16 protein-coding genes are annotated in these 15,353 nt (G+C 63.3%); 7 read left to right on the forward strand and 9 right to left on the reverse strand.

The window, feature by feature from the left end; genetic code table 11:
- Positions 1 to 291 precede the first annotated feature (291 nt).
- Both HNP00_RS09185 and HNP00_RS09190 read right to left on the reverse strand, forming a co-directional pair.
- Positions 292 to 963 (reverse strand): response regulator transcription factor, encoded by a 672-nt coding sequence (locus HNP00_RS09185; protein ID WP_184738222.1) that lies wholly within the window; start codon positions 961 to 963, stop codon positions 292 to 294.
- On the reverse strand, positions 960 to 2,384 hold the full coding sequence (locus HNP00_RS09190; RefSeq protein WP_184738224.1) for an ATP-binding protein: 1,425 nt from the start codon (positions 2,382 to 2,384) through the stop codon (positions 960 to 962). Before HNP00_RS09190 ends, HNP00_RS09185 begins: the two co-directional genes overlap by 4 nt.
- A 125-nt stretch (positions 2,385 to 2,509) precedes the next feature.
- On the opposite strand from HNP00_RS09190, the gene HNP00_RS09195 reads away from it, so the two are divergent.
- The 6 genes from HNP00_RS09195 (at position 2,510) to HNP00_RS09220 (ending at position 8,022) form a co-directional block, all read left to right on the forward strand.
- The gene (locus HNP00_RS09195) at positions 2,510 to 4,051 is read left to right on the forward strand and encodes a PspC domain-containing protein (RefSeq protein ID WP_184738226.1); all 1,542 of its coding nucleotides are present in this window, start codon (positions 2,510 to 2,512) and stop codon (positions 4,049 to 4,051) included.
- Between the two features lies 1 nt (position 4,052).
- Positions 4,053 to 4,358: a hypothetical protein gene (locus HNP00_RS09200; RefSeq protein WP_260404878.1), complete on the forward strand. Its 306-nt coding sequence runs from the start codon at positions 4,053 to 4,055 to the stop codon at positions 4,356 to 4,358.
- Between the two features lie 46 nt (positions 4,359 to 4,404).
- Entirely contained in the window at positions 4,405 to 4,659 is a 255-nt protein-coding gene (locus HNP00_RS09205) for a PspC domain-containing protein (protein WP_184738228.1), read from the forward strand.
- Between the two features lie 310 nt (positions 4,660 to 4,969).
- A complete protein-coding gene (locus HNP00_RS09210) occupies positions 4,970 to 5,908 on the forward strand; it encodes a hypothetical protein (RefSeq protein WP_184738230.1) in 939 nt (312 codons plus the stop codon).
- A gap of 262 nt (positions 5,909 to 6,170) precedes the next feature.
- Positions 6,171 to 7,196 carry an ATP-dependent 6-phosphofructokinase gene (locus tag HNP00_RS09215; protein ID WP_184738232.1) on the forward strand — a complete coding sequence of 342 codons (1,026 nt, stop codon included), beginning with the start codon at positions 6,171 to 6,173 and terminating at the stop codon, positions 7,194 to 7,196.
- Between the two features lie 94 nt (positions 7,197 to 7,290).
- Positions 7,291 to 8,022: a GNAT family N-acetyltransferase gene (locus HNP00_RS09220; RefSeq protein WP_184738234.1), complete on the forward strand. Its 732-nt coding sequence runs from the start codon at positions 7,291 to 7,293 to the stop codon at positions 8,020 to 8,022.
- A gap of 76 nt (positions 8,023 to 8,098) precedes the next feature.
- Here the strand turns inward: HNP00_RS09220 and HNP00_RS09225 are convergent, their stop codons facing one another.
- The 7 genes from HNP00_RS09225 to HNP00_RS09255 all read right to left on the reverse strand — a co-directional run bounded on the left by HNP00_RS09225 (position 8,099) and on the right by HNP00_RS09255 (position 14,238).
- Positions 8,099 to 9,640, reverse strand: coding sequence for a DHA2 family efflux MFS transporter permease subunit (locus tag HNP00_RS09225; protein ID WP_184738236.1), 1,542 nt, complete (start codon positions 9,638 to 9,640; stop codon positions 8,099 to 8,101).
- A gap of 54 nt (positions 9,641 to 9,694) precedes the next feature.
- Positions 9,695 to 10,255, reverse strand: a complete 561-nt coding sequence (locus HNP00_RS09230; RefSeq protein ID WP_184738238.1) for a PadR family transcriptional regulator — start codon at positions 10,253 to 10,255, stop codon at positions 9,695 to 9,697.
- 136 nt (positions 10,256 to 10,391) lie between these two features.
- Positions 10,392 to 10,805, reverse strand: coding sequence for an ankyrin repeat domain-containing protein (locus tag HNP00_RS09235; RefSeq protein WP_184738241.1), 414 nt, complete (start codon positions 10,803 to 10,805; stop codon positions 10,392 to 10,394).
- A complete protein-coding gene (locus HNP00_RS09240; RefSeq protein WP_184738242.1) occupies positions 10,802 to 11,887 on the reverse strand; it encodes a folate-binding protein YgfZ in 1,086 nt (361 codons plus the stop codon). The genes HNP00_RS09235 and HNP00_RS09240 overlap by 4 nt, the downstream gene beginning before the upstream one ends.
- 22 nt (positions 11,888 to 11,909) lie before the next feature.
- Positions 11,910 to 12,632, reverse strand: coding sequence for a flavodoxin family protein (locus tag HNP00_RS09245; RefSeq protein ID WP_184738244.1), 723 nt, complete (start codon positions 12,630 to 12,632; stop codon positions 11,910 to 11,912).
- An 87-nt stretch (positions 12,633 to 12,719) separates the two neighbouring features.
- Entirely contained in the window at positions 12,720 to 13,319 is a 600-nt protein-coding gene (locus tag HNP00_RS09250) for an FABP family protein (protein WP_184738246.1), read from the reverse strand.
- A 184-nt stretch (positions 13,320 to 13,503) separates the two neighbouring features.
- The gene (locus tag HNP00_RS09255) at positions 13,504 to 14,238 is read right to left on the reverse strand and encodes a permease (RefSeq protein ID WP_184738248.1); all 735 of its coding nucleotides are present in this window, start codon (positions 14,236 to 14,238) and stop codon (positions 13,504 to 13,506) included.
- 318 nt (positions 14,239 to 14,556) lie between these two features.
- On the opposite strand from HNP00_RS09255, the gene HNP00_RS09260 reads away from it, so the two are divergent.
- Complete coding sequence (locus HNP00_RS09260; protein WP_184738250.1) at positions 14,557 to 15,255, forward strand: response regulator transcription factor; 699 nt, start codon at positions 14,557 to 14,559, stop codon at positions 15,253 to 15,255.
- The last annotated feature ends 98 nt before the right edge of the window (positions 15,256 to 15,353 follow it).

The raw sequence follows: 15,353 nt of genomic DNA on the forward strand, positions 1-15,353 counted from the left end.
AACCCTCGGCTGGAAAACCCCCGCCCAAGCCCTCCAAGGAATTCTGGAAGAATCAGCAGCATAAGGACGTGTTGCAACGACCACTTGAATCCGCCTGGGTTTAAGGCACCAAAGGTGAGCGAGCGTCAGGGGAAATTGCCACATAGGTGAGCGAGCGTTGGGGTTTTGGGGCATATATCTGCAGGAGCGTGCGAAGGTGGGCACCCGCTCAAGTGCCGCCGTCGTCGTACGTCCGACGCTCGCTCAGATATCTCCGCCTTCCGCCCGACGCTCGCTCGGATATTTGGAACGTTAGAGGAGGCGGCGTTCAGCGGCCCATTTGGTCAGTTCGTGACGGCTGGAGAGCTGGAGTTTGCGGAGCACCGCGGAAACATGGGTTTCCACGGTCTTGATGGAAATGAACAGTTCCTTGGCCACCTCCTTGTAGCTGTAGCCACGGGCGATGAGGCGCATGACTTCCAGTTCCCTCGCGGAGAGGCGGTCCAGTTCGTCGTCGGCGATCTCCGCCGGGGAGGTCCCGAAGGCGTCCAGCACAAAACCGGCCAACCGCGGCGAGAAAACGGCGTCACCGTCGGCCACGCGGATCACGGCATCGGAGATCTCGGGGCCGGAAATGGTCTTGGTGACGTACCCGCGGGCCCCGGCCCGGATGACGGCAACGACGTCCTCGGCGGCATCGGACACGCTCAAGGCCAGGAAACTGGTGCTTCCGAGCAAGGGCACCGATGCGGTAATGACCTCCCGCCCGCCGCCGCCAATGCCACCGGGCAGATGGACGTCAAGCAGCACCACTTCCGGCCGGACCTCGGCAATCACGGCAATGGCCTGCTCCACGGTTCCGGCCTCGCCCACGACGTCGATCCTGGAATCGAGATCGGCCTTGAGCCCGGAGCGGAATATGGCGTGATCGTCAACGATCACCACCCGGACCGTCCGCGGTGTTTGCTCTGGTGTGCCGCTCATGCTTTGGCCTCTCCATTTCGATTCTCTGCTTTGTCGGCGTTCTCGACGGGCAACTTCAGGCGGACCTCTGTGCCCTCGGAGCCGCTGCTGATCACTGCTGTACCGCCGTGGCGCTTCATCCGGCCGATGATCGATTCTTTGACACCAAGCCGGTCTTCCGGAACAGCATCCGGGTCAAAGCCCGGTCCCCGGTCTCTGACGAAAACCTCGCTGCCAGCATCCGAGCTCTCGAGGTAGACGGACACGGCTCCGCCGCCATGCCGTGCAGCGTTGTGCATGGCCTCGCGAGCTGCGAGGACGAGGGCCTCGTGCCTGTCCGTCATGGCCGCGTCTCCCACGCTGACGACATCCACGGCGTGCCCGTGCGCGTCCTCCACCTCGGCTGCGGCCGCCGCAATCCTCTCTGCCAGGAGTCCCGAGTCCTTGGCGGCGTCCCGGTATAGCCACGTGCGCAGTTCACGCTCCTGGGCACGTGCAAGGCGGATCACGTCTTGCTCGGAACCGGCGCGACGCTGGATCAAGGCAAGCGTCTGCAGCACCGAGTCGTGCAGATGGGCTGCGATCTCGGCCCGCTCAGTCTCGCGAACGCGCCCCGCACGCTCGGTTTCAAGGTCTTTCCAGAACTTCAGGCCCCACGGCAGCAGCACTAGGGCGACACCACCCAACACCGCTATCGAGGCAAGTAGCGCGAGCCATGTCTGCTCCCACGAGCCTGAACCGGACACCATCACCAGCACTCCAGCAACCACCAACGCCAATCCAGCGGCGAGGCGGACCCAGCCGCCGGCCTGATCCGCCTTGGTCTTGTCAACCAGCCCGGCCCTGCGCGTCTCATCCAGTTGCATCCACGCGATCGCCGCGCCGCCAAGAATGGCTGCAGCCGGGATCAGCGTGCCAAGAGGGACGTCGACGCCGAACTGCCGGGCGATCAGGATAGCGGCCACGAGAAGGAGGCCGGCTCCCAGCAGGATCTCCTTCCCGTACTGGATGCGCCGCACCCTGAACCAGGAGGCGAATACGGGAGGAGGGCCGGAAGGCGGCAGAGGCGGCGCTCCGCCGTCGGGCGCTGTTCCCTCAGATGCGCCATGGGCGCTCGGAGCCCAAGCAGCCGGCGTCCAACCAGGAGCGGGCGACCCTGTGGCCGACGTGGGGCCAGTGAAGGGAGGCAAACTCACTGCGGGGGCAATGGGCGACGCCGGGCGGCGGCTATTGCGGCGGGCGCTTTCATCGGCGGTAGGCACCATGACCCACAGCCAGGCGTAGAAGGCCAAGCCTGCACCGCTGGCGAACGAGGCAAGGACCATCCCGAGCCGGACGTACTTCACTGGCCAGCCCAAATGGTCGGCCAAGCCGCTGCAGACACCCGCAATCATGCGATCGCTGCTGCGGACCAGCGGCGGGCGTTGCGTGGCGATTGTCATGAATCCATCCAAACACGGATCAAGGCCTTCGGCGCTGGAAGCAGGGCATCTCAGGGGGGCACTCAGGGAACGTTCAGGGTATCCCCCAATAGAGGGAGAAGGTCGCCGGACGGCAAGATCGAAGTATGAACTCGAACAGCATGAATCCAGAGGACTCCGGACACCCTGCGGATCCCGGGCAACCCGAGGAATCCAGCGAGCCGGCCGGGATCGGCTCGCCGGTAGAACCCACGCGGCAAAACACCGGCGGCACCGAGAGCGGTAGCACCGCAAACACCGGCGGCACCGCACCGAACTATGCCGTCCCCGCGCCCCCACAGAACTTTTTCAACTGGATCCGCAGCCAAGGCATCAGCCGTGGCCGGGACCGGTGGATGGGCGGCGTGGCCAGTGGCATCGCGCACCGCTTCGGCATCGATCCTTTGATCGTCCGCGGCATCTTCATCATCCTCACCGTCTTCGCCGGCATCGGCATCCTGCTCTACGGCATCGCCTGGGCGCTCCTGCCGGAACCCGATGGCCGCATTCACGCCCAAGAGGCCGGCGCCGGGCGCTGGTCTGCAGGCATGACCGGCGCCGTCATCACCACCATCATCGGATTGCCAAGCCTCGGCCGCGGTTTCTGGGGATGGGGCTGGAACGGCCTTCCAGGGCTCTTCTGGACGCTGTTCTGGATTGGCGGCGTCATCTACTTGATCTATTTCCTGGTCCAGCGCAGCAAGTCCCGCAGCGGAGGACGATCCATGGGAACCCAACACTTTGCGCCTGCTCCGGGCACCCCGGGCGCCGGCACATCAGGCGGCGTCTACGGGGCAGCGCAGAGTACCTCCTATGAAGGCGGCATGCACGGCTACGGCGCTGTATCGCCGTCGGGCACGCTCCCGCCGTCGGGCGCGGGCTATTCCGGCCCGCCCAACAGCGGCCAGTACGGCGCGGGTGCCTACGGGGCTGGCGGGCCCGCCGCGCCTTCGGGCCCCTTCAATCCAGCCGGGCCCTACCCGCCGGGTGGCGGACACGACCGGTCCCAGCGACCCAAACGGCAGGGACCGGGCGCGGCTATCGTAGCTGTCTCCGCGGGGGCGGCCCTGCTTGCTGGCGGAACGCTCAAGCTTCTCGACGCCGGCAACGTCATCCATCTCGGTGACGCCGCCAACGCGGTGGTCTGGGCCACGGGCGCGGGAGTCCTCGGCCTCGGCATCCTGGTTGCCGGACTTCGTGGCCGAACTTCGGGGCTGCTGGGATTCCTGGCCGTCGCGACGCTGGTGATCGGGGGCATCTTCAATATCGCACCCACTGCGGACCACTTCCGTCTCCAGAATGGCCAATGGAATCCCGTAAGCATCGACGATGCCCGCAAAGGCTTCGACATTACGGGAGCCAACGGGACCGTTGATTTGACGAAGTTGAATGTGAGCGCGCCGCTGAGCGCCGACGTCGTAGTTCCGATGGACGTGACCGCGAGCAACATCAAACTCCTCATCCCGGCAAACGTCCCGGTGGTAGTCCAAGCGAACATGACCTTCGCGAACCTCAAGCAAGACCCCAGCGCCATCAGCCATAGCAGCAACGGCAATCAGAACAGCTTCAACACCGACAAGCCTGGCGCCAAGCTGATCATCAAGCTCGACGGCACCTTCAGCAATGTCACCGTCCAGGAAGGAAACTGACATGAGTACGCACGAACCCGCTCCCAGGTTTGGAACGAGCCACTCAGCATCTGAGCCCGTGGTGCAGGCTGCCCGGGCCAGGGTCGGCACCGTGGTCTGGGGGCTGATCGTCCTGGCACTCGCAGCCTTGATCGTCATTTCCAAGCTCGGCCTAGTGGCCCTCAATGGCAATTACGTACTGATAGGGCTCATGATCGGGGCCGGTGCGGCGCTCGTGATCGGCGGCCTGCTGTCGGCCCGTTCACGAAAAGGCAACGGGTCCGCCCCGGGCTCCGGGTCCAGCGCCGCCGATTCTGACGGCCAATAGGAAACCGACACGTGACAAAGCAGCCACAACAGGGAAGGCTCTAGCCATGAACAAGTTCTTCAGCATCGTCCGGGGCATAGGCCTCAAGCGCGGTCCGCAGCGTTGGCTCGGAGGGGTTTGCGGTGGCATTGCCGCCAAGCTGAACGTGGACGTTGCCTACGTCCGCGTTGGCTACCTGCTCTTCTGCCTTCTGCCTGGACCTGCCGTGGTGATCTACGTGGTGGCGTGGCTGCTACTTCCCAACCAGAACGGCACCATTGCGCTGGAATCTTTCCTGAACCAGCGCTCGCAAGGCAAATAAGGAGACCTGGCCCAGCGGGTTCACTGGGCTTGGGCGAATTCACACCAGCGCTCCGCCCGTGTGGCGGGGCGCTAGGTCTTTTATCCCAGCCCGTCGTGGTCCGAGCCAGCTGCCGTCGTCCAAACCGCTGTCGAGGATCGCGGCGAGGTTGGCGGCAAGTTGTTAACGCCAAGTTCCGATGTGAATACGGGTAGTCGTTACTCGCGCCTAGTCGAAGGAATCGCCTTACGCTGGGCCGCAAAGCCGCTGATTGCCGTCCGCGAAGGGCTCAATCCGTCAACGCCAGGCATCCAGAAGAACGGAGTGGCAATTGTTCGCAGGATCAACTATCGGGGCATCACGGGAATCGTCTGGGCATTTCAGGAATGCACTCGCCCGGCGACGCCGCCTGAGTGGCGCAACCGCATGCCTGCTTGCCTTCACCACGCTGACCGGATTCGGTGCCCCCGCCCGGGCCGACGCCTCGCCGCATATTTTCTTCCAATTCACGACGTACATGGACACCACGGAGGTCGGAGGCGGCCCCTATACTCCGTTGCGCATCACATACCAATTCGACCCATCCCTGGCCCCGGGCTCAGGCGCCTCCGGCTCGGGGGAGCGGTACACCTCGTATGGACCCCTCGACCGGACGGTCATCGAGATCAGCGGACAATGCGTGGTAGTTTCCGGGTCCGGCACCGAAATTATTGTCTTCAACAACGCCGGAACGACCTTCGTTGAAGACTCCTACGCTGTCACGGCGGCAAGTCCCGCTACCACTGGAAAAACCCTCTTCGGCTTGGATCTCGATCTGGTACTGTTCGTGCTCATCGACCCCGATCGCACAATGTTCACCGATACGAGCCTGCCAACGAATGTCCAGTTCGCCCAAGACGCCGAAGGCCAGCAGACGAGCATTCTCCTGGCTGATCCAGCCTCCGGTCGTGACAAGCTTCTGTTTTCGGATTTTCCCTTCGCCCAACTCCTCGCGTACTCCCCGGACGAGATCATGGCGGGACTCAGTGAAAAGATCGGAAGCCTGCACCTGAATCCCGGCATCTCAAACTCTCTGACAACGACCCTCTCGAAGGTCGTTGGCTATTCGAGCGGAAGCTCGACAAAAGACAGGCAGAAGGCCAAGCAGGAACTCCAAAGGTTCATCAACCAGGTGTCTGGTCTCCAGGGCAACGTCATCAAGGATGCGGACGCGAACTCGCTGATCGGTAGCGCAAGCAAATGGATCGACACCATGCCCGCCTGCGGCTGATCTGGCAGGGCGGGGCGCCCTCACCATTGAACCAGACTCCGTCCATCCTGCGGCTTGGTCTCCGGCGACGGTCAGCTTCCCAGTCGCGACGAATGCTTCGAGCTCATATCTCCTGCTTCCCCCGATATTTCCATATGGTTTCAGGCTCCTCATCTCCCGCTTTGGTCATGGTTTGTGTCCTACCCCACATTGCCGCCTACAATCGTTGTGAGCTCAGCGTGGCGCTCTGCACGTATACCTCCTAACCAGGATTTGAGCCCTCATGAAAATTGGAATCCTTACCAGCGGTGGCGACTGCCCCGGACTCAACGCGGTTATCCGTGGCGCCGTCCTCAAGGGAATTGCGATTCACGGCCAGGAATTCGTAGGTTTCCGGGACGGTTGGCGCGGCGTCGTGGAGGGCGACGTCATCGACATTCCCCGGACCATGGTCCGCGGCATCGCCAAGCAGGGCGGAACCATCCTCGGTACGTCCCGCACCAACCCGTTCGAGAACGGCGGTGGGCCTGACGTCATTAAGGCCCACATGGACCGTCTCGGCATCGACGCCATCATTGCCATCGGCGGCGAAGGCACCCTGGCTGCCGCTAAGCGCCTCACCGACGCCGGGTTAAAGATTGTTGGCGTTCCCAAGACCGTGGACAACGACCTCGACGCCACTGACTACACCTTCGGTTTCGATACCGCCGTCCAGATCGCCACCGAGGCCATCGACCGCCTGCGCACCACCGGAGAATCGCACCACCGCTGCATGATCGCCGAGGTCATGGGCCGCCACGTAGGCTGGATCGCCTTGCACGCTGGCATGGCTGCCGGTGCCCACGCCATTTTGATCCCCGAGCAGAAGGTCAGCATCGAGCAGATCACCGAGTGGGTCCAGGAGGCCCACGATCGTGGCCGCGCGCCCTTGATTGTGGTCGCCGAAGGCTTTGTTCCCGACCACATGGAGGCCCCGCACTCCGAACGCGGTTTGGACACTTTTGGCCGGCCTCGCCTGGGTGGCATCGCGGATCAGCTCGCTCCGGAAATCGAAGCCCGTACCGGGATAGAAACCCGCGCCACGATCCTCGGCCACATCCAGCGCGGCGGAGTCCCGTCGGCGTTTGACCGCGTGCTCGCTACCCGCTTGGGCATGGCAGCAACCGATTCCGTCGTGGAAGGCCGCTGGGGAACCATGGTGGCCCTCAAAGGCACGGACATCGAGCACGTGGGCTTCGAAGCCGCCTTGGGTAAGCTCAAGACCGTCCCGCAGCACCGCTACGACGAGGCGGCGGTTTTGTTCGGTTAGACCGGTCTTCACAGGCAAGTCCGAAAGGGCAAGCAGGCGATCCAGTTCGCCTGCTTGCTCCTTCCTTTTTCAAGGACTGCATAGACTCGATGTCATGGAACTTGATGCGGGATCGGCCGAAATTGTGCTGCTGGCCTGGGCCCGTCATTTGGGGTTCGACGACGAAGCTTTCAGTTTCGCTTCCGGGTCGCCCGCTGCCCGTCCCGGTGAGCGCTTAGTCCGGGAAGACGAAGACGCAGAGTCGATCACGTTTGTGAGGCTGTTTGGCCGCTCCGCCCTGGTGGCTCCGACATGGGCGTTGGCTGCCGCCGTCGAACTCTCAGACGATGAGCTCAGCGAGCATTCCGCACTCTTGCGGCTCAGCCGCGAGCACGGGGGCCACGGCCTCGGAACATCCGCGCTCCTCTTCGCCGACGATCTTCCCCTCTTCCAGCCTGGCGGGGAAGTCACCGTCTCCCACGGCCACCCCGAGGCGATCGAATTGGAGGGAAGATGCCCTCCGGACGACGTCAATGAAGTCCACCTCTCAAGGATGGACCATCATTTCACGGTGATGGATGGCAACGAACCGGACCGTGAACCGGTGGCCTGCGGAGCCTATGCCGAGTGGCAAGGGATCCTCGCAGATATGGGAGTCCTGGTGCCACCGGAATTTCGCAGGCAGGGACTCGGAACCCTGGCTGCCTCGATCGCGGCACACGAGGCACTTGCCTCCGGCCTGACGCTGCAATGGAGAACGGCGCTGGACAACCGCGGGTCGCTGGCCTTGGCGCGAAAGCTGGGATTCGTCGACGGCGGAATCCAGACGTCGGTGCTGCTTCGCTAGCTCTCTCTTGGCGCGAGTTGGCAGACGATGCCCTCAAAATCGCATTCTGAGGGCATCGTCTGCCAGTTCGCGCTGGCTAACGCCTCGCCTGGCCGCCGTCTTGCGAAACCGTCTCGGGCTTGGCCTCGGTTGCAGGCGCCGGGGAACCCCAGCCTTGGACTGCTTTCGGTTTGGCGAAGAACAACGCCGCCACAGCGCCCAGCAGAATCGCAAAGGCGGGGAGCAGGACGGACTGGCTCATCGCCGTCGAGAAGCCGTCATGCAGGAATTCAGGCAACTTGCCGGTGAATCCGCCTTCGCCAGCGGGGGCGGCACCTGGAGGAGCCGCAGGCAGCTCGGCCGCGAGCCGTGATTGGATGAGGGCAGCAATCGCGGCCGATCCCAGCACCGCACCGATCTGGCGCGTCGTGTTGAAGACACCGGAACCGGCGCCGGCCGAGCGCGGCGGGAGGTTGCGGGTGGTGGCGTTGGAGACCGGACCCCAAATGAACCCGTTGGCCACGCCCTGGAGGGCACTAGGGAGCAGGAACATCCAGATGGGAGTGTCCGGCTTCAGTAGGGTCCCGGTCCAGAACAGTGCGCCGGACAGGCAGAGGAGCCCGAAGGCGGCGAACCATCGCGGGTTGATGCGGTCGATCAGCTTGCCAACGAAAGGCGCCAGCGCACCGGAGATCACAGCCATGGGGATCATGAGCAGCGCGGACTGCGTGGGAGTCAACCCACGGACAACTTGGTAGTAAAAGATGGTGGGCAGCGGGAAGGCCGTGATGGTGAAGCCCACAGCCATGATGGTGGTGTTGCCCAGCGAGAAGTTGCGGTCCTTGAACAGTCCCAGCGGCAGCAAGGGCTCGCCTCCACGGCGCTCCAGCAGCCACTGCCACAAGACAAATACGGCCAAGACAAGAAGGCCCGTGATGATCAGGCCCCACACGGTAATGGCTCCGGTGACGGTCCCCCACTTGTAGCTCTGGCCTTCTTGAATGCCAAACACCAGCAGGAACATGCCGGCGGCGGACAGCAGCACACCCACGACGTCGAACTTGTGGCTGTGAGTGGTCAGCTTCGGGACCAGGCGCGTCACGAGGACGAAAGCGACAATGCCGATGGGAACGTTGACGAAGAAGATCCACTGCCAACCGAGGCCGTCAACCAGCACGCCGCCGAGGATCGGGCCTACGAGGATGGCCATACCTGCTGTGGCTCCCCAGAGGCCCATGGCTGCGCCGCGGCGATCCGGCGGGAAGATACGGGTGATGACGGCCATGGTTTGGGGTGTCATCATGGCCGCGCCGACGCCCTGCACAACGCGGGCGACGATCAGTGTTCCGATGTCGCCCGAAAGTCCGCACCACAGGGACGCAAGGGTGAAGACCACGAGGCCGATCAGGTAGAGGTTCTTCGGCCCGAAGCGGTCACCGAGCCTTCCGGTGATCAGCAACGGCACTGCGTACGCGAGGAGGTAGGCGCTCGTCACCCAGATCACGGCGTTGATGTCGGTATGAAGGCCTTCCATGATCCGCGGGTTCGCCACGGAAACGATGGTGGTGTCGATCAGGATCATGAAGAACCCGACCACGAGGGACCACAGTGCGGGCCACGGTTTAGTTACGTTTTCCATGGGATTCCTTTGACTGTGCTGAATTTCTTGCAAGATGGTGCGTTGGACGGGCGGTCACCATGGCAACTGCCCACTGCGGAGATCATTTTGGAAGCTGCGGATCCAGTCGATTTCCGTCCGCAGCATGGACTGCTGGTACTTGATATCGATCCAGAATTTGGGCTCGATGCCCCTGGCTGTGACGGATTCTTCACCGCGAAGCAGGAAGCCGAGTTGGTCTTCCAGGCTCGCCAGCCTGTCGTCCAGGAGTTCCAGCACGACGTCGGCTGGCAGGTTGTGTGCCTCGGCAATCGCGTGGGGGAAGCTCGGGTATTCGTTCACGGGTTCCGCCAGCATGTTCTGGAGGCGCTCCGTCAACGCCTCCCTGCCGGTTCCGGTGATTCGGTAGGTTGTGCGCTCGGGCCGGTTGCCGGCGCGGTCAATCCCTGTGGCCTCGACCAGACCGCCCAATTCGAGGCGACCCACCGCGTGGTAGAGCGTCCCCGGCCGCACCTTGACCAAGCGGTCCTCGTGCCGGGCCATCAGGAGCTGGTACATCTCGTAAGGGTGCATGGGCGCCTCGACAAGGAGGGCAAGTGCAGCGACGCCAAGCGGAGTCAGTGCGGCTCGTGCCATTTTATTCATCCTCCGTGCGAACTATTCCACAGCAACTATTCCACATGGAATAATTGACCGCAACATGCCCGCACCAGACAGCCGCCAAACACGGACAAGGCCCGGCGTCCCGAGCAGCTATCCGAGCATTCCTGGCTTATCCGAGCAGTGCGAGTATCTCCGTGCGGGCAAACATGCTGGCGGCCTCGCGCGCTGTGGGCGCTCCGGCGTCGGGATCTGCCCCGGCGTCAATCAGTACCCGGGCCACCTCCGTGTAGCCCTTAAAGACTGCGCCTGCCAGCGGCGTCTGGCCACGGTCGTTGGCGGCGTTCGCCTCGGCGCCGTGGTAGAGCAGTAACTGAACGGTTTCAGCGTGGCCGTGGTACGCGGCCAGCATCAGGAGTGAATCACCCGCGGCATTGCGCATTCCGGCGGGCGCGCCGGCATTGAGGTAGCTGCGCAGGAGCTCCGAGTTGCCCTCCCGGGCGGCATCGAACAGGGTGTGAGCCAAGGCAATGGCCTCGTCATCAGCGCCCGCAGCTTGGGCTTCAGCGCCCGTCGTTTCGCTCATCGGTGGGGTCCCTTCAGGAATCCGGTCTGGCGCCCCACCACCTGTCCGGCGTCGGGCGCAACAATTACTTCCTGGGCGGCCGGATAGGGTTCCTCACCATCCAGGACGGTTAGCACTTCCTGCGGATCCACAGATCGCTTGATGAGCGCCAGTCCTACTGCGCCCATTTCGAAGTGCTGAGCCACAGATGTCAGCGTACCCACCTTGCGTACCCCGGCAAATACGACGCTACCTGCCGCCGGGAGGGTGTGCTGCGAGCCGTCCAGTTGCAGGAAGACGAGCCGCCGGGGCGGGTGCCCCAGGTTGTGGACGCGGGCGATGGTCTCCTGGCCCTTGTAGCAGCCCTTGGACAGGTGGACCGAGGTCCGCAGGAGATCGAGCTCATGCGGAATGGTCTTCTCGTCCGTCTCCGCGCCGAGCCGGGGACGCCAGGCGGCGATGCGGAGCGCCTCCGCGGCCAACGAACCGGCGAGGGCCATACCCTCAACCGCAGTTTCAAGCTCGGCCGCCGGAATGAGGTACTCGAACCACGGGCGCTCAAGGCCGGGGTGGGAACTTTCCTCCACCACGCTGTAAGAGTAGCCGCCGACTCCGATGTGCGGCCACGGGTCCTCCCAGACGAGCCGCCCGGACCAGGCGTCAACGGGCTTGGTGGAGCCGACGACGGCCCAATCGGCCGATACGTCAGCTACTTCGACGCGCAACATGAACCGCATTTTGTTGAGCCACTCCGCCAGCGGGGCAGCCTCGGCGGCTTCGACCAGCAGCCAGGTGGTCCCGCCGTCGTCCACTACGCGAGCGTCAAACTCGATGCGGCCCTGGATGGTGAGGAGCAAGAGTTCGCTCGAGACGCCCGGCTGAAGGTTGGTCAGTTGCTGGGAAGACAGGGTGTTGAGCCAGCTGAGACGGTCCGGTCCGGTCACCGTGACCACGCCCCGATAGGAAAGGTCGACGACGGCGGTGCCGGCGGCGAGTGCGCGCTGCTCACGCAAGGGTTCGCCGTAGTGGGCCGCGACGCCGGAGTCCTCGCCGCCGCCTTCTACAGCTCCGGGGCGCGACAATAGGGGGCTCTTGTAAGTCATATGTAGTAGAAGTCCTTGGGGCTCAGCGGTATTCCGGGTTTTCAAAATCGAAGCGCGTGCCGGCTTTCCATTCATCCGGGAGGTTGCCGTAAGCGGGAATGCCGCCTGCATCCTTGAGCATCCGGGCGTAGTGGAGCAGGTTCCAGGTCATGAAGGTGGTGTTCCGGTTGGTGAAGTCGCTCTCAGGGCCACCGGATCCTTCGTCGAGATAGCTGGGACCAGGACCGACTGCGCCAATCCAGCCGGCATCAGCCTGTGGCGGAATGGTGAATCCTACGTGCTGGAGGCTGTACAAGACGTTCATAGCGCAGTGCTTGATGCCGTCCTCGTTGCCCGTGATGAGGCAGCCCCCAACCTTCGGATAGTACGCCCATTGGCCCTTGCTGTTGAGCTGGCCCGAATGGGCGTAGAGACGCTCGATGAGCTTCTTGGTCTGGGAGGAGTTGTCGCCCAGCCAGATGGGACCGGCCACCACCACGATGTCGGCTTCCAGCACCGCCGGGTACAGTTCGGGCCATTCATCCGTGGCCCAGCCGTGTTCGCGCATGTCCGGATACACTCCGGGGGCGATGTCGTGGTCCACCGTGCGGATCACGCGCGTACTGACGCCCTGCTTCTCCATGATGCGCCGGCTGATGGCAATCAGTCCGTCGGTGTTGCTCACTTGCGGGGATGGCTTCAGCGTCCCGTTGAAAAAGACGGTCTTGAGATCGTCATACCGGGCAGGTTTTGCTGCTTCGTTCACTTGCTGCTCCCCTTTGGTTCGGACTGCGAAACGGGACGTTCAGTGAGACCTCTTCAGTGAGACCTTGAAGCTAGTGAACGGGCCCTCCTAGGAGAGCTTGTTCAGGAAAGCCGAAGCATGGGCCTCGAGCGACTTACCCGGAGTGGACACATCCCAGCGCCACAATAGATTGCCGTCCACGAGGCCGAAGATGCGTGTGGCCGCAGTGTATTCCTTGGAGTGGCCGCCGCGCATCACCATGTCGGTGCTCATGTGGATTTGCGGTCCCTTGATCTGGCCGTAGTACAACTCGCTGATGCCGCCGGGGTGGGCGATCGACACCGAGATGTCGAAGCCGCCGTCCGTGTTTCGGTGAGCCTCGACGTCGTCGGCAGTCTTCAACGCCGGGACAATATCGGCCGGGATCAGTCCCGGACCGCCATCGGCGTCAATCATTTTCCGCTCCAGCGCCCAGAAGCCGGTCTCCACCGTCAGGGGCCGCAGCTTGGTGCCGTCCTCATCGCTGAGCCAGCTTTCGGCGCGGTACTCCAGGTACGGCAGACCATGGTGCGTGAAGGAGACGTGCTGGATGAAGTGATCCGAGTCCTCGTCACCGCTTCCAAGCCGTCCCCGGCCTTCCCACTCACCAATGAGCCAGGAAAGGGGTACCAGTTCGGGTGTCAGATCTGAAGGAATTTCGATGGGCACAGCAATTACCTCAGTGGTCCAGAAGGTACAGGTTGATCAAAAGCGATGGGAGCTCTACTTCTGGCCCTTGAAGAGACGGTAAACGACAAAACCGGCAAACCACGCCATCGAGAGGCTGGCCAAGCCGAGGAGGACAAGGAAGAAGATTTCAAATGCAAGTACGGACATGATGCCATCCTAACTGTTAGTAGATGAGTAGTTTGTCGATGAAGTAGCACAAGGCACCAACCGCCCAAACGGGCGCGACACCCATGCCCAGAACGGCCGGAAAGTTCAATCGGCCTAGCCGAAGCGTGACCATGCGGCGGAAACTGACCAAGACCGAGCCGATGGCGACGCCCACGACGATCGCGGGCACGATCGAAATATTCGAGAACACCAGGCCGGCCAACGGGGCCACCAACCCGGCAGCCACGATGCCCAAAGGCGCCACCACCCGGTCCGGCCAGCGCAACAACCCGGCAAGAAGGGCAACGGCAGCACTGAGACCGGCAACAAGCACCATTTCCTTGATGCCATTGAACCTTGAACCCGCGATCCACCCTGCTCCGAGGCAGCTCAGCAACACGCCCGCGCAGCTACCGAGAGTGGATTCAAGCCGCTGGGCTTGGCCCGTTCCGCGGATCAGCTGCACGACGAACACCGCGATCACGCCGGCGGCAATAAAGGCGGGCGTTGCGTCGAGAAATCCGGGGGCTGGAATTAAAGCAGCGGCCAAGGCCGAAGCCGCACCGCTCAGCCCAATCACCGCCGCGAGGGTCTTTTTGGCGGGAACCGCCAGAAAATGGGGCCATCCGACGCCGACGGCGGCCGCTGCCAGGATTCCGACGCCCACCAGCCCCTCCGGGGGGCCGTAGGAGCTGGCCACGATAACCGCGAGCGCGACGAGGCCGACCACCCCGATGCTCCAAGACTTCACTGTGCCCCTGACCTCACTGTGTCCCTAACCCGCCGCACCCTCGACCCCACGGCGTCCCTGCGGGGGCCCCGTTTCGTTCTGAGTTGCGACTAACCTCTTGCCAATCCTGCCCTATACGGCCGAAATATGTCGCAAACAGGGGTTGATGGTGTCACGAATCCCTGACGTTGCAGGGGCCTTTGGGTATACTCGGTTGTCAACAGCGCTTCTTGTTGCAACGCTTCCGTTACAACGGAACCTCGCCCCTTGAGCAGCTACCGGCCGGTGGAAACCCGGTTCAGACGCCCGATGATGCGCGGACCGCCCATTGGAGGAACTATGTCGCACATCCTGCTCCTGACGAACAGCACCGGGTCGTCGGTAGACATCCTGCCTGCCTTGGAACTCTTGAACCACCGGGTCCACATCCTTCCGGCAGAGCCGACGGCATTGCTCGAAACCGATCCCACCGACGTCGTTTTCCTTGATGCCCGCAAGGACCTGGTGGGGGCCCGCTCCCTGACCCAGTTGCTCAAGGCCACGGGCCTGAGCGCCCCCCTCATCCTGATCCTCACGGAAGGCGGCATGGCTGCCGTCTCTTCCGCTTGGTCCGTGGATGACATCGTCCTCGACTCGGCAGGGCCGGCTGAAGTCGAAGCCCGGATCCGCCTGGCCGTGGCCCGTGCCATCCCCGGCGAAGAGGAGGCCAATACCGAAATCCGGGCGGCCGGCGTCGTGATCGACGAGGCAAGCTATACGGCCCGCGTGAACGGGCAGCCGCTCAACCTGACCTTCAAGGAGTTCGAACTCCTGAAGTATCTGGCCCAGCATCCGGGCAGGGTGTTCACGCGCCAGCAGCTTCTCACCGAGGTGTGGGGCTACGACTACTACGGCGGCACGCGCACTGTGGACGTTCACGTCCGGCGCCTGCGTGCCAAGCTGGGCGTGGACCACGAGAACCTCATCAGCACAGTCCGGAACGTCGGCTACCGGCTGACGTTGGTCCGCTTGCCGGAAGATGAACTCTCGGAGGCCTGAGCTCCCGAAGCAAAGGAAAGGCCCGGACTCGGCGAGTCCGGGCCTTTCCTTTCCGACTGATCCCGGCTTGCGCCGGTTGTCAGCTTGAGTGGAGGACA

It is taken from the genome of Arthrobacter sp. AZCC_0090 (assembly GCF_014207375.1).
Classification (GTDB): Bacteria; Actinomycetota; Actinomycetes; order Actinomycetales; family Micrococcaceae; genus Arthrobacter.

Coding starts and splice junctions, on each gene's coding strand:
- HNP00_RS09185 (WP_184738222.1), bottom strand. CDS start 963: ATGAGCGGCACACCAGAGCAAACACCGCGGACGGTCCGGGTGGTGATC.
- HNP00_RS09190 (WP_184738224.1), bottom strand. CDS start 2,384: ATGACAATCGCCACGCAACGCCCGCCGCTGGTCCGCAGCAGCGATCGC.
- HNP00_RS09195 (WP_184738226.1), top strand. CDS start 2,510: ATGAACTCGAACAGCATGAATCCAGAGGACTCCGGACACCCTGCGGAT.
- HNP00_RS09200 (WP_260404878.1), top strand. CDS start 4,053: ATGAGTACGCACGAACCCGCTCCCAGGTTTGGAACGAGCCACTCAGCA.
- HNP00_RS09205 (WP_184738228.1), top strand. CDS start 4,405: ATGAACAAGTTCTTCAGCATCGTCCGGGGCATAGGCCTCAAGCGCGGT.
- HNP00_RS09215 (WP_184738232.1), top strand. CDS start 6,171: ATGAAAATTGGAATCCTTACCAGCGGTGGCGACTGCCCCGGACTCAAC.
- HNP00_RS09220 (WP_184738234.1), top strand. CDS start 7,291: ATGGAACTTGATGCGGGATCGGCCGAAATTGTGCTGCTGGCCTGGGCC.
- HNP00_RS09225 (WP_184738236.1), bottom strand. CDS start 9,640: ATGGAAAACGTAACTAAACCGTGGCCCGCACTGTGGTCCCTCGTGGTC.
- HNP00_RS09230 (WP_184738238.1), bottom strand. CDS start 10,255: ATGGCACGAGCCGCACTGACTCCGCTTGGCGTCGCTGCACTTGCCCTC.
- HNP00_RS09235 (WP_184738241.1), bottom strand. CDS start 10,805: ATGAGCGAAACGACGGGCGCTGAAGCCCAAGCTGCGGGCGCTGATGAC.
- HNP00_RS09240 (WP_184738242.1), bottom strand. CDS start 11,887: ATGACTTACAAGAGCCCCCTATTGTCGCGCCCCGGAGCTGTAGAAGGC.
- HNP00_RS09260 (WP_184738250.1), top strand. CDS start 14,557: ATGTCGCACATCCTGCTCCTGACGAACAGCACCGGGTCGTCGGTAGAC.